Origin of the sequence: Polynucleobacter asymbioticus QLW-P1DMWA-1 (assembly GCF_000016345.1) — a bacterium.
Classification (GTDB): domain Bacteria; phylum Pseudomonadota; class Gammaproteobacteria; order Burkholderiales; family Burkholderiaceae; genus Polynucleobacter; species Polynucleobacter asymbioticus.
In genome coordinates this window covers 542,547-556,235 of sequence record NC_009379.1, presented here as the reverse complement: position 1 = coordinate 556,235, position 13,689 = coordinate 542,547, and the positions used below count along the sequence as shown (strand labels likewise).

Annotated in this window: 16 protein-coding genes; 6 read left to right on the top strand and 10 right to left on the bottom strand. The window is 41.3% G+C overall.

Annotation, left to right across the window (positions count from 1 at the left end; genetic code table 11):
- Position 1: 1 nt before the first annotated feature.
- Positions 2-343: a winged helix-turn-helix domain-containing protein gene (locus PNUC_RS02960; protein ID WP_011902411.1), complete on the bottom strand. Its 342-nt coding sequence runs from the start codon at positions 341-343 to the stop codon at positions 2-4.
- Between the two features lie 42 nt (positions 344-385).
- Positions 386-712, bottom strand: a complete 327-nt coding sequence (locus tag PNUC_RS02955; RefSeq protein ID WP_048812062.1) for a hypothetical protein — start codon at positions 710-712, stop codon at positions 386-388.
- Positions 713-1,000: 288 nt separating this feature from the next.
- Between PNUC_RS02955 and PNUC_RS10820 the strand changes: the two genes are divergently transcribed.
- The 3 genes from PNUC_RS10820 to PNUC_RS02940 are packed head-to-tail and all read left to right on the top strand — an operon-like array spanning position 1,001 to position 4,084.
- On the top strand, positions 1,001-1,594 hold the full coding sequence (locus PNUC_RS10820; RefSeq protein WP_011902409.1) for a response regulator transcription factor: 594 nt from the start codon (positions 1,001-1,003) through the stop codon (positions 1,592-1,594).
- 3 nt (positions 1,595-1,597) lie between these two features.
- Complete coding sequence (locus tag PNUC_RS02945; protein WP_011902408.1) at positions 1,598-3,373, top strand: ATP-binding protein; 1,776 nt, start codon at positions 1,598-1,600, stop codon at positions 3,371-3,373.
- A 3-nt stretch (positions 3,374-3,376) separates the two neighbouring features.
- Positions 3,377-4,084: an outer membrane beta-barrel protein gene (locus PNUC_RS02940; protein WP_011902407.1), complete on the top strand. Its 708-nt coding sequence runs from the start codon at positions 3,377-3,379 to the stop codon at positions 4,082-4,084.
- Between the two features lie 154 nt (positions 4,085-4,238).
- Here PNUC_RS02940 and PNUC_RS11000 read toward each other — a convergent pair whose 3' ends face one another.
- The gene (locus PNUC_RS11000; protein WP_155763311.1) at positions 4,239-4,400 is read right to left on the bottom strand and encodes a hypothetical protein; all 162 of its coding nucleotides are present in this window, start codon (positions 4,398-4,400) and stop codon (positions 4,239-4,241) included.
- Between the two features lie 294 nt (positions 4,401-4,694).
- Between PNUC_RS11000 and PNUC_RS02930 the strand changes: the two genes are divergently transcribed.
- Entirely contained in the window at positions 4,695-5,072 is a 378-nt protein-coding gene (locus PNUC_RS02930; RefSeq protein ID WP_011902406.1) for a hypothetical protein, read from the top strand.
- Positions 5,073-5,115: 43 nt separating this feature from the next.
- Here the strand turns inward: PNUC_RS02930 and PNUC_RS02925 are convergent, their stop codons facing one another.
- Together PNUC_RS02925 and PNUC_RS02920 are read right to left on the bottom strand one after the other, a co-directional pair.
- Complete coding sequence (locus PNUC_RS02925; protein WP_011902405.1) at positions 5,116-5,328, bottom strand: hypothetical protein; 213 nt, start codon at positions 5,326-5,328, stop codon at positions 5,116-5,118.
- Between the two features lie 3 nt (positions 5,329-5,331).
- Positions 5,332-6,075: a COG4280 domain-containing protein gene (locus PNUC_RS02920; protein ID WP_011902404.1), complete on the bottom strand. Its 744-nt coding sequence runs from the start codon at positions 6,073-6,075 to the stop codon at positions 5,332-5,334.
- Between the two features lie 246 nt (positions 6,076-6,321).
- Between PNUC_RS02920 and PNUC_RS02915 the strand changes: the two genes are divergently transcribed.
- Positions 6,322-6,756: a hypothetical protein gene (locus tag PNUC_RS02915; protein ID WP_011902403.1), complete on the top strand. Its 435-nt coding sequence runs from the start codon at positions 6,322-6,324 to the stop codon at positions 6,754-6,756.
- A 653-nt stretch (positions 6,757-7,409) separates the two neighbouring features.
- Here PNUC_RS02915 and PNUC_RS02900 read toward each other — a convergent pair.
- Positions 7,410-7,814 carry a hypothetical protein gene (locus PNUC_RS02900; protein WP_011902402.1) on the bottom strand — a complete coding sequence of 135 codons (405 nt, stop codon included), beginning with the start codon at positions 7,812-7,814 and terminating at the stop codon, positions 7,410-7,412.
- A 50-nt stretch (positions 7,815-7,864) separates the two neighbouring features.
- Positions 7,865-8,302 carry a DoxX family protein gene (locus PNUC_RS02895; protein WP_011902401.1) on the bottom strand — a complete coding sequence of 146 codons (438 nt, stop codon included), beginning with the start codon at positions 8,300-8,302 and terminating at the stop codon, positions 7,865-7,867.
- Positions 8,303-8,400: 98 nt separating this feature from the next.
- Between PNUC_RS02895 and PNUC_RS02890 the strand changes: the two genes are divergently transcribed.
- Positions 8,401-9,624 (top strand): c-type cytochrome, encoded by a 1,224-nt coding sequence (locus PNUC_RS02890; RefSeq protein ID WP_011902400.1) that lies wholly within the window; start codon positions 8,401-8,403, stop codon positions 9,622-9,624.
- 17 nt (positions 9,625-9,641) lie between these two features.
- Here PNUC_RS02890 and PNUC_RS02885 read toward each other — a convergent pair whose 3' ends face one another.
- From PNUC_RS02885 to PNUC_RS02875, 3 genes are all read right to left on the bottom strand, one after another.
- Positions 9,642-9,923: a hypothetical protein gene (locus PNUC_RS02885; protein WP_143070022.1), complete on the bottom strand. Its 282-nt coding sequence runs from the start codon at positions 9,921-9,923 to the stop codon at positions 9,642-9,644.
- Between the two features lie 489 nt (positions 9,924-10,412).
- On the bottom strand, positions 10,413-12,143 hold the full coding sequence (locus tag PNUC_RS02880; RefSeq protein ID WP_011902398.1) for a ubiquinone-dependent pyruvate dehydrogenase: 1,731 nt from the start codon (positions 12,141-12,143) through the stop codon (positions 10,413-10,415).
- Positions 12,144-12,237: 94 nt separating this feature from the next.
- Positions 12,238-13,551, bottom strand: coding sequence for a ClC family H(+)/Cl(-) exchange transporter (locus PNUC_RS02875; protein ID WP_011902397.1), 1,314 nt, complete (start codon positions 13,549-13,551; stop codon positions 12,238-12,240).
- Between the last annotated feature and the right edge of the window lie 138 nt (positions 13,552-13,689).

Here is a 13,689-nt window from a genome sequence, read left to right as displayed (position 1 = left end):
CCTAATGGAACATTCCTAAATGGGATAATGCCGATATATTGACATCGCCAGTTAGTGCATCGGGACTTACTTGGATTGAATCAAATAGTCGAGTCAACTCATGAGGAATGTTGTCATTGGGACAGTACACCCCTCTTCTCCCGCCAGTCTTCAATACAACCAATCCGACAGACATCAGTTTTTTAAGATGAAAATCCAGCGTACCGGAATCTACCCCAAACTCTTCAATGACATCTTTCGGTCTTACACCTACTTTTCCTGAGCGATAAATAAATCCAAAGACTCTGAATCTTGTCTCGTGGGCAAGAGCTTCAAATATTGGCAAATATATAGAAGTCTTCATTATTCCTCCGAGATTTTTTGAGTCATTAACTACTTAAAGGTATTAGTTTGATGTGCCGGTGGTGTAATCAAGAATTTGCTGAGATGAGCCATGGTGGTCCTGAAAGGCAATACTATGGATAGTCTCGCTCGCTTCAGCCACCTCTTCGTGAACTTCAACCTGAATAGCGCTAATCTCATCAGATAGGGTCTGTGACTTTGGATCCATATCAGCAGGTAGATGATGGGGATTATTTGGGTTTGTCTGGACTTGCTGATTCATTCCAAACTGGATGTTGGGGCCAGCTACTGCTACTGAGCCAAAAACAAAACCGGATGCCACCAGAACGGTAACAAGTGGATGGCGACCACATAATGAAGTGAGGGACATAGTAGACCTCCAAAAATTGAATTGAATTGATCTTAAGAACATCCCCATTTCTTATCTATAGCACTTTAGCTCTAGTCACAAAATTGACATCAATTATGAGATGGCCTTAGTCCCACAACCTAAGACAAACCCCTACTGGAAGCTTTAAATAAGGGCTTTAAACCAGAAAGTTGATCTCCATCAATTTTTTAACTAGAACTAAAGTATTAGATAGGTAAATGTGATGAATGACATAATTAATCCAACTCAAAAAACCAACAAAATAGATTAGAAAAATTAGAGGTCGCCATGCATTCTGTGTCTTTGCTGATCGTTGACGACCACCCGGTGTATAGGGACGCCCTGCACCAGTTTTTAACTCGGAAGTTCTTCTCTTCAGGCAACGAAGTCTATTCTGCGAATTCCATTAAAGAGGGCTTAAAAATAGTCCAGGGGAAAGAGTCCAAGTGGATCATCCTCTTGGATCTATTGATACCAGATTCAGAAACACAACTCTGCGGTATTAAAGAATTTAAGAAGCTAGAAGAAGTAGTTGCAATCGCCGCTATTTCTGGGCTTGAAAAAGAAACCTTAGAGCAAGAATGCATTGAGGCTGGCTGTAGCATCTTCATTCCAAAGAGTAGCGACACCTCATATATATATCAAAGTCTTTGCGATCTCATGGGTCTTAACCCAGATGAGGCTGAGTTAACACAGCTCACTGATAGGCAAAAAGAAATACTTGCTCACATTTCTAATGGCGACTCAAATAAGATGATTGCTTACTCATTAAATATCAGTGAACAGACAGTGAAGGTTCATCTGGGCGAAATCTTCAAAAAAATAAAAGTGTTCAATAGAACACAGGCTGTTATTAAAGCCAAAGAGAATGGATGGGTATAGAGCATGGATACATACTCTATACATCAGCCTGAGGAACTGCTGTTAAGCGAGAAATACCAGTTCCTTGAAACAGCCTCTAAGACCAATACAGCTGGAACAATCATTGGCCCTATACTTACTGGGGCCCTTATATTTCAAGAAGCTGCAATTCTCAACCTGCTTATCTGGCTATCGGTTATGGCTATATGCGTTGCTTTTAGGGCATATATGGTCTTCGTTAAGAATAAAGATCGACGACTACCCATTCACAAAAAGATTGTCAACCTTAACGTAGGTGTTTTTTCAGTAACAGCCTCTTGGGGTCTGGGCTGGCTCATCGTTGCCCCCACCCTGCCATTTAACTTGCAATGCCTTTATCTTTTAATGAGCTCCACCGCCGTATTTGTTGGGCTATATGGGTACTCAATTAATCGCTCTACATTCTTATGCTTTGCCCTGCCCATATTTATTGGTCAATTCATTGCATCGCTCATTCCGCCCCTCATGTTTCCCTGGCCCATTCTATTGGGTGAGTTTGCATTTTCTTTATACGCTATCAAGATGGCTTCCTATTTCTCAAATTCCTGGGTCAAGACCGTTAGCCTGCAAATTCAAAATCAAACGCTGAATAAAGCGCTTGAGCTTGAGCGTAATACCGCTATCTCAGCAAACATAGCAAAATCTAAATTTATTGCAACTGCTAGCCATGATCTAAGGCAGCCACTTCATGCAGTTAATATCTATCTAGATCTATTTGAACCTAATAAGTTGAACCAGAAAGAAAGAATTAACTTTCTACAAATCAAAAAGAGCATTCAAACACTCAACTCCATGTTTAAGTCCCTCCTGGATTTAAGCAAATTAGACGCAGGTACCTCAGATAATTTAAAAAAGCCATTTGAGTTGATAGAGCTAGTGGGATATTTGTCTAATACCTATACCCCCATTGCTACAAATAAAAACTTGGCTCTCCAGTTTGAATTTATGAACATGGGTATCAACGGTGACAAGTTGCTATTGCAACAATTGCTTGGAAATTTAATCTCTAATGCTATTCAATATACGGCTAGCGGAAGCATCCTAGTCAAACTTGATAAAAATAATGATTGTTTGCATATTAAGATTGAAGATACTGGCTGTGGAATTGAGCCAGCACTACAGGACAAGATATTTGATGAGTTTTTTAGAGTAGATAGCACTCGAAATATGCACGATGGTCTTGGGCTGGGCCTATCTATCGTGAAGAGGCTTTGCAAAATATCAGGGGCAGATATCTTGATCAGCTCCGTCTTGGGGGTGGGAACCACCTTCAAGATTCAGACAACATACTCAACCCAGTCTTTAAATGACGAGGAAGCCCCTGCAGTACAAAAAGTATTGCATGAAAATGTAAACCCTCAAGAATTTTTACTAGAGGCTAAAACGATTGCAGTTTTTGAGGATGATCACACTATCTTTGATGCGTACAAGCAAGCATTGACGCAAAATGGATTCTCAGTTCTCTCTCTATCAGAGAATAGCCAGGATTTAATGAATCAGCTGGCCAATATCAATCAAATTGATTGCATCTTGAGTGATTACCGCCTGGAGACTACCACTGGCGATTTAATTATTCAGCAACTACGGGATAGCTTTAGCGTAGATATTCCTGCAATCATCATTACCGCAGACACATCACCGCAACATATTCAATTATTCAAAGAATTAAATATTGAGGTTCTCTATAAACCAATCGGCTATAGCGAAATTGTTGAAGCAATTAGATTATTACTAAAAACCAATCTTAATAACCATAGGTAAGAAATGAAGTCACTCAAATACAGCTACATGCCAGCGATACTGGCTCTACTTATTTCAGCCAATGTATACGCAGATGCACAGTCAAACCCTTGGGTTGGTGCTTATGGACAAATTGGCGTAGGCTATGAGAGCTACATCCCAAAAAATGCCAATGGAACCACAACCACTGCTTCTGGATACAGCTTCCCTAATGTTGCCTCTGCCAACCATGCCAATGGCCCAGCAGGAAACATTGGGGTTGGATATAACTTTGGAGCTGGAGATAGCTTTGTAATCGGATTAGGTGCAGCCCTTTACCCTGGACACTCAAAATCTGCGAGTTCAACACTAGTTACTACCGTTGGTAATACTCCAGTAGTTGGAACTGGAACATATGATGTTTCCAACGTATTTAGTTTTTCACTTATTCCTGGGTATGTCATTGACAAAACGCATCTCATCTACGCTAAGGTTGGTTACGCTGGCTCAACAATTAATGCAAACTCAGCTGGGAACTATCCTCAGCAAACTAATAGAGTCAATGGCACTGTTTACGGGTTGGGATATAAGCAATTCCTTCCAGAATCGTCTATCTATTTTTTCGGCGAGGGAAATTATGCGGTAAACAGAGCTAAATCAGTCTCTTTAATCACGGATAGTGGCTCAACTATTGCATCAACAGCAAATGCTACTGGCTACGACATTTTGATTGGCCTTGGTTACCACTTCTAGAAGTGTTGATAAAAAAACCACCCCGGAGGGTGGTTGTTAATATTCAAACCACTGTCATGGAAGTCTGAATAGCTACTGAGATTCATTTATAAAATCAGGCCTTGATAATATGATTGATCTTGATCAAGATATTGATCTATCTAGAGCTAAAGTATTAGTCTTGATTGGCACAAACATTACCCATTGCATCTGACACTACGCTAGACGCAGCATTTGCATGCAGATGAGTACCATTTTGATTTAAAGCAGATGCACTTGCAATGCCAAATAAAAAAGCTGTAATGGCTATGATTAAATTTGTAATGAATTTGTTCACTTTATTTCCTTGTATAAATTGTAGATTGAAGCTAATTTCTTTTAGCAAGCGGGATATTAATCTACAAAAGATCACAAAAATATGAAAATGGGTAGCATTAGAACTAAAGTATTAACTGATGAATAAAGGCTCTAGAGCTAAAGTATTACATCTTGAGACCGCCATACCCTCTAGCATGAACCATCGCCCGACTACACCCTCCAAAGCCTATTTTTTATGAGAATCTGATAGGATTTGTAATGGCAGAAGAGTTAATAATTTATTATAATATTTGAAATTATCTTTAAATTTAATATGAAAATATTGTTAGTTTTAACTCTCGCCACTGTATTGCTTGCCTGCTCCAAAAAAGATGCTGATTTAGTGCTCTCCTGCAACGGCAGCAATGTTGTCACAAGCGAAGATAGCTCCATAGTGACTGATGAAACTCGTAAGTATATTTTTGAAAATAAGAAGCTAGAAAATTACAACTGTGATTGGAGCTCTAAGACGATCGTTTGCTATGCTACAAATGATGGCCCTGAGAATCGAAGCCGAAGTCATCTTGTTTATGACATCAGAACTGGCAGCTTTACAGAGTTAAATTCCACAAGGGCATCTGCAACTAACCGATTGATCAATAGAACTGTTTTTGTTGGGCATTGCGAAAGCCCGATATTTCACTACATGTAGACGCCCAACCCCTGCTTCACATTAGTCGCCATAGAGAATGTGACTATCTATTTTTTCTTCTGTACCTCATCACGCTCTCTGTAAGTAAAGTGAGATACCCTATGAGCAAAAGAATTCCTCCAAGAATTGGCTGAAGGCCCAACCATTTGACGGCGATACTGATTATTGCAATCAGAGAAAGCAATAAAAATACCAAATTGCCATCATCTATAAACAGATCGCGAAGTTCTTTTAAAGTAGTACGTAAAAATTCCATCTTTTATGCCTTTAGATGCTTGTGATCAGCGCTTAATATTCGAATCAATAAGAAAGTAAAGACTCCTATTAGTGCAATCAGGGGGAGTAGGACGAGATCGCTACCTGGCCACTCAACCCCCATTGCCTCACCAATCCAAAATGCGCTAAACGCGGTTAGCATCACGCCCACTGAAAGTTTTAATAAATTCTCTGGTATTTGGGTTAAGGGGCGATGCAATACCAGCCCCACTAGCAAAACAATCAGGCAAGCTAATAAAGCCCCAATACCTGCATAGAGCATTAAGCCCTCTCTAGTACCCACTGCAATAACAATGAAAACTACTTCGATGCCTTCGAGTAAAACTGCTTTAAATGAAGCAATAGCAGCTAGATAATCAGCGCGCTTACTTCTCTTTTGGGCATTGAGAGCGCTAACCTCCTCTGCATATGTCTTACTCTCATCATGCAAGGCAATGTAACCTGATGCGCGAAGAATAGCCTTACGCAGCCAGCGCATTCCAAATAAGCCCAGTAGCACCCCAACAATAAATTGCAAGATACCAATCGGAATAAGCTGAAGTAGCGGCCCAAACACCAGCACAAGCGCTACCAACACTAGTAATCCTGCTGCTGTTCCTATAAAAGCAGAGCGCCATGTATTCGTGATGCCAACCGCAAGCACGATCGTAAAGGCTTCAACAACCTCTACAAAAGAACCCAGAAAGGCAGCTGTCACCGTTGAAATGATTGATGTTAAATTCTGCATGGACTCACATTACGCTAAGTGCTGCTATTAATCAAAGGTGCACCAGAAATATGCCCCGCCCTGCCCTAGAACTTAAACCATCTAGGCCTGAGCATCAGTACTTATTTCTGAGTCCTATATAGAATAAGCTACTTAAGAAATATTTTCCAAATATACTACAAATGTAAATCGTAATATTTTATTTAATAGGTATGGTTGCTGAATAAAACCCACAAATCTAGCTTACTAATTCCAATAAGGATGATTATGAAAAAGTATTTAATTGGCGCACTTCTATCAACTTTTTCCTTTGGGGCTTTTGCGGCCTGCCAAGGAACGGATCAACCATTAATTATTGCCGGTGAAAATATTTGTGGAGCTATCAGCGCTCCATCAACTAAGGGTGAAATTGCTATCCGCATGCCTGCAGGACCAGGATCAGAGTTGTATCTTCTGCATCAAAATAAATTAAACAAATTATCTCCAGGCATTTTTAAAAGCTATGTAGATAGTCTTAAAAAAGATGAAATACCTTCGGGTGTGTCTCACGCTATTAGAGCAATTGAATTTGCTCCAACAAGTCTTCCGCAATATGCTAATAAAACTTTTAGCTGCGCAACCCCGCATATCATCGAAGCACCAAAAGGAAATATTGATAAAGCAGTCTTATTGATACCAAACTGTGTTGCTGCTACACAGTAATCAATGAGTTGGTTTTGGGGTAAGGCTCCACCTGATACCCCTGATTCACTAGAAATGAAAAGCCCCTGAATGAATGTTCAAGGGCTTTTTCATTTGAGGCTTTGAAAGTAAAACTAGCCTAGACGTAATCTCATTCTTCCCAGGGAAATCTCTCCTGAGATAACCTTTCCATCATTTCCCGCTTACTTAGCGCAGCCCTCCTTGAACCGTTCACTCCGAACTTAGCTCTACGCTCACTATCCGAAAGAATCTCTGAGTTCTCACTGCTTCTGCCCTCTTCTTCCGATGTGGGGATTTCAGGCTTTAAGCTTATTTCTTTAGTCATAATCACATCTCCAAGGATGACTTGAATATTTCTTGATCTTGTATGGTTGTATTTGGCAAAAAATGATGATTTTCGATTAATATAAAACCATATTAATCGACAAATTTGTGTACGAGGACTTTTATGATTGATTTCATATCCACATTCGTATTTATTATTCTTATCGTAGTGACTGCAGTTCAAATCCACTCACTCACTAAAATATTAAAAATTCTGAATGAAACTACGCTAAAAAATGAGATTCATTTGATGAGAATTGAAAAGGCATTGGAAGCGATGGAAAAAGAGTCGATAGTCACTCATAAATAAAAACTGTCTTTTGGTGGTTTTATTCACAAAAACCCGTCATGAGTAAGCTGCCCGAAAAGAAACCAAATGGTTTCTTTTTTCCTTTTGCTGATGCATTGATACTCAAGTAATCGACAAAGGCTCCCTTCTTATCCGCAGACTCCTGCTCCCAAATGACTTTATAAGCATTTTTCCCACTGCCCAATGAAACTACTCTAGGGTTTTTGAGGGCATCCATGACATCCCCAAGCAGCTCTCCAGTATTTTTGATTACCGTAAATTTCTGCCCCATTCTTGGGCCATCTCGTAATACGTCTAGAGTTCCACTATCCCCTATGTAGGCATCGCTGATCACTTGGCACTGAAAGAGATTGGGGTCTGCATACGCCTTGAGCGAGATAAATGCTGTAGCCAAAGTAAGTAAGGCGGTTAAGAAATACTTCATAGTAGATGCATACCTTTTATTAAATCTATTTTCTTGATTAGCAATACTCTTTAACCAAAAAGTACTGCATCTAATGAATATTTTCCAGCACCAAAACAGAAAAGCATGAGATACGCAGCGATGATCCCCAGATTCTTAATAAAGTTTTCTTTATTCACAGCGGGATCAATTCCCGCCCAAAAAGGATGCCCAAAATACGTTACTGGAATCAGCCAGAGCGCCACTAAGGCAGCTGCAATCCGTGTCTCAAAGCCCAACAATATAGCTAGTCCCATACCAAATTGAAATAAGGCATTGGCATAAGCAAACCATAAAGGGGGTGTTGCGCCATGATCAAATACCTTCATGAATCGCTGTGTGGCGGGGTTATCTTCAAAATCATCCCTAATGTCCAATAATTTAGATAATCCGTAGACCAGCATAATGGGCGAAACCAAGCAGCGTGCTATTAAGAGGATCAGATCGGATGAGGCGGTATAGTTTTCCATAATCCAGTCTTAAGAAATTACCAATATATCAATCTTAACGGGTATATTAAATATAAATATGCTGCTAAGAGTATTTAATCCTATATGAGGTCTGCCCCATGTTTTGCACTTTATCCACTTCGGCAAACAGATTAAAAAGCCTGTTTTTTTGTGCAACCGTTGCCTTTGCACCTTTTTATGCTTTTGCTGATGATGCCGTAAAAGATGGCGCTTATCTAGCTACCGCAGGAGACTGCACCTCTTGTCACACAGCACCAGGCGGAAAGCCCTTTGCTGGTGGCCTCAAAATGGCAAATCAATTTGGCTATTTACTCACACCGAACATTACGCCTGATATAGAAACCGGCATCGGGTCTTACAGCAAAGATGATTTTTTTCGTGTTCTTCATAACGGAGTAAACAAAAAGGATCAGGATCTCTACCCTTTTATGCCATATGGGGCATATACCAAAGTGACTAGAGAAGACTCTGACAAAATTTACGATTATTTAAGAACCATTCAACCAGTTTCGAATTCTATTGAGGTTAATCATCTAGATTTTCCCTTCAATATTCGAAGCAGCATGATTGTTTGGCGTGAATTATTTTTCAAACCGGGGACATACAAATCTGATCCTACTCAATCCGCCGCGTGGAATCGTGGGGCTTATTTAGTCGAAGGCTTAGGCCACTGCAGCTCTTGTCACTCACCTCGTAATTTAATGGGGGCCATTGAAAATTCGAAGGCTTATACAGGTTCAGTGATTGATGGCTGGTACGCCCTAAATATCACCTCAAATCCGCTAACAGGTCTTGGCAAGTGGTCAGCTCAAGATATTGCACGCTTCCTAAAAACGGGATCCTATGAGAGCAAAACAACTGCCTTAGGTCCAATGGAGGAGGTGGTTCATAACAGCACAGGAAAAATGACTGATTCGGATCTATTGGCAATGGGAACTTACCTTAAGACTTTGCCAGCCAATTCAAGTTTGTCAGAAGATCAAAAAAAAGTGGATGCAAACACTCTAGTTGGCACCAGACTTTATATTGATAACTGCAGCGGCTGTCATCAGTCTTCTGGCAGAGGTATTACCGGGGTTATTCCACCTCTAGCCGGCAACCCTGCAGTAATAGCCGCTCGGCCAAACAATATTATTAAGGTAATCATTCGCGGATTCACTGCGCGCAATGGCTATATTCCGATGCCATCATTCGCCTCCAGATTAAATGATCAGGAAATTGTGGAAATTACCAATTACATCAGATCTAACTGGGGAAATACCGCTAACCCGGATGCCACTAAAGGTTTAGTGGAGGATATTAGAAAGCATCCTGGTATTTAACTCCCCTGCATACACTCTTACTGAGCAGCCCTACCGCCAGGTCTATACCGATCCATTACCCGATCAAGACCATCATTTGTAATAGCTGGATTAGCTTTTTGTAAGCAGCCTAATAAAACTGCCTTATTGGCATGCTTTTCATCAGAGCCTGGCAAAGATCCCCGAGGAGCTGGATTGACATTACTAAAGCAGGCTCTAAATTGTTCAGGGGTTACCCCAAGGTTCCGGCTGATGGAATCCACCGGTCTATGGGGATCATCTCGCAATACTCCCGTGGCAGTAGGTGGGGACTGGGCCAATACCGAGCCTGTTGCAATACTAGCCCCAATAAAAAACAAGGTATTTTCATTTTGCTACCCCACTATTAATTTAGTTATCCCGCTGCTAGCCTTTTAAATTATAAAATCTCTTGTAATTCACCAATCAATACTGTTGAATGCATTTGCATTTATCTATAAAAAAAGATACATCGTAAGATTTTCTATTTCAAGGATTGGTTTAATATGTTGCCGTTGTATAAATGGACTTGAAATTAGACCTACAACTTTAAATATAGCCATGAAAAACAAAAAGATTCTTATATTTCAATTAATGATTCTGATTTCTATGGCAGGATGTACATCAAGTGACCCTGTATATGTTGTCCCAGCAGGCCCAGGCTTCCCTCCTCCTCCGGGCCCCTTCTTCGAGCAACCTGGCGGGCCAGGATTTGCACCGCCGCCGCCAGGCCCGAGATTTGGACCGCCACCTCCACCCTAAGCTTCTAGGATAAGCACCAATAAATAATGTTAGACCAACTTTTTCAATGTATGAACAGGGTCAACCATAAGCCCTTCCACATCTTTTATTCTTCCGCTAATTAAGGCCTTCATTCCGTAAGTCACCATTCCGGCTACATTTTTCTCCGTAATGTCAGGAGGCATAATTAATTCGTAGCGATTCGTATGAACATCGAGTAAGGCGGCGCCTGGATATGCTAAGAACTCTTTTACAGTCTGCTCTAGATCAGCTGTTTTAGTCGCCTCAAACCCTTTGATACCAACAGCCTCTGCTATCTTAGAAAAATTCGGGTTCTTCAGATCTGTAAAGCTATTGAGCAATCCCTCAGTCTTCATTTCTAACTCAACAAAGTTGAGCGAGCTGTTATTAAGCACCACGATTTTAATAGGTAGATTTTCTTGATCGATGGTGAGCAGATCACCCATCAACATTGCTAAGCCACCATCACCTGACAAACTAATAACTTGGCGATTTGGGAACGCTTTTTTTGCCCCCAGTGCCATAGGCATCGCATTGGCCATAGAGCCATTACGTAAGCTGATCAGGCTTCTACGTTTTCCATTGGTATCAAAGTGACGCAGTACCCATACCATTGCAGACCCTACATCACCGGTCAGGATGGCATCTTCGTCCGCATATTGATTAATCAGATGAGTGAGATATTGAGGGTGAATAACGCAGCCATCTCCAGGGGACTCTTCCCCCGCCAATGAAGCCTCTGTCTTTTTGCGCTCCTCAAGACACTCTTTCAAGAAGTCATCATTCGAATGCTCAGTAAGCAGCGGTAAAAGCGCCTCTAAGGAAGGAATGACATCACCCTCTAATCCCAAGGTAACTGGATGACGCTTTCCTACACGCGAACCATCACGATCGATCTGAACTATCTTGGCGTGCTTTGGATAAAACTGGCCCCAGGCAAAATCGGCTCCCAGCAAAAGAAGTGTATCGCACTCATTCATCATATGAAAGCCTGAATGCACTCCGAGTAAACCCGTCATTCCAACGTTGTATGGATTGGCGTATTCAACAAAATCTTTGGCACGTGAAGTATGTGCAATTGGCGCCTTCAGTTTCTTGGCAACCTCAATCAATAGATCGTGTGCACCGTTACAACCTGCCCCAGCATAGATACCGATTTTTTTACCTTCAGAAATAATCTTGGCAGCTTCCTTCAATTCAGCATCATTCGGTCGACGAATTGGATTAGGAATATGCACGGAATAAGCAATCTCGTCCTTCACAAGCGCTTTACTCAAATCCACCGGCAGAACAATGACTGCTGGACCTTGTCTACTAATCGCCGCCTGAACAGCTCTCACCGCTAAATGGCGAGCCTGCTCTGCGTTATATAACTGCTCACAAAATACGGAGCAGTCTGAGTACACTTTAAGAAAATCAATCTCTTGTGGCATATCTGTACCGAGAGACATCGTATCTATTTGGCTCGCAATCACCAGCAATGGAATGCGACTTCGGTGAGCTTCATACACACCATTAATTAAATGCAAGCTGCCAGGACCACAAGAGCCTGCACAACCGGCTAAAGTGCCAGTGAGATAAGAGTCAGCTCCCGCCGCAAAGGCACCGACCTCTTCATGGCGAACGTGTATCCATTCAATACTGCTTTTAGAAATAGCATCGCTGACATAGTTTAGCGTATCGCCAATCACACCATAAAAATGCTTTACTCCAGCAGACTCAAATACTTCAACAATGACTTCAGCCGCAGTTTTTGCCATTTTTGCTCTTTCTTATACAAGATCAATTTTGATGAATTAAATTTTAGTGTTAATGCAATAAGTGGAAAATAAAAGAAATAAGTCTATGGGTGACTCACGTTCCCCTATCTCTTAATGCATCGTAAATAGGCTCTTGTTTTAACAATACGGGAATAAATGTACAGATGACGCTGGCAATTAACAAGGGGATCATCAGGCTAACCTTGCCACTCATTTCCGTCACCAGCAAAATGCCTGTAAGGGGTGCTCTGACAACAACCGTAAAAAATGCCGCCATACCAACCAATGCAAATGAAATAGGATCTAATTGAGTGATTCCTGCATAAGTTAATAATGGATTTAGCAACAGCACGAAAAGGACACCAACACCTGAACCCATTAATAGGATGGGTGAAAATATTCCTCCAGGCACTCCAGAGGAATAGCAAATTGGACCCAGAAAAAATCGTAGCGCCATGATCAAAATCAGGGGGAATAAAAAATAATCCCCACTCAATAGAGACTGAACTTGTAGATCTCCTCCCCCTACCAAGTTCGGGTAAAAATACGCTAGTGAGCCGATACCGAAGCCGATGATCGATGCTTTAACAACCGGAGAAATACTGCGAAAAGAATCAGCAATATTTAAAGCGCCAATGATGGTTCGACTATACATTGCTGCTATGAAGCTCAGCAATACTGAGAACACAATATAAAAGCAGAGTGTTACACCAGAATCCGGCAAAAGGTCACCAACAAAAAATTCAATCGAGTTTCCGAAATGGTTCCGAAAGACCAACATGCCGGAAGTCACGGCAGCGAAGGAAACAATCAATCTTTTGATGTCGATCTTTTTTGATATCTCCTCAAATGAGAATGCAATACCTGATAGAGGCGCATTAAAAGCAATCGATAGCCCTGCGCCTGCTACTGCGGTATACAAGAGCGATTGCTCAACCGCTTTAAGACGAAATAATTTTCCACACTGAGAGCCAATGACAGCCGCCATTTGTACAGTAGGACCCTCTCTACCCAAAGCCATTCCAGATCCGATGGATAACAGACCGCCAAAGAATTTAATTGGTAAAGCCCTGAACTTACTTGGCTTCGCATCCCCATGCATAACCGCCTCTACATGCTGAATACCACTACCAATCGTGGTGGGCTCTAACTTGACTAACATCCGAGAGATTCCAACGCAAACACTCGTAATCAGCGCGGTAACCAGAAAGCCGGGAATGAGCCACCCGCTATCCACCGCGTGCAGATAAACAATGAATGCATGAAACTGAATAGCTAGGAAGTTAAGGGAGGTCCTAAATGCACCGCCGACAATACCAACCAAGATCCCGGCAAAAACAGCAACCAACAGTACCCTGAAAATATCGTATGGAGAATCGGCTAAATCTTCTTTTTGAATGCTATTCACTCTACTTCTATCCTATGTGCTTATTGATGAATTGTTCATTATTGTGAGTCATGTCTACAGAATAGGAGTACGGGCCTCGGCCTATATTTATACGCCCCTATCATCCCATTTAATTAACCCATTTGTGATATTTTTACT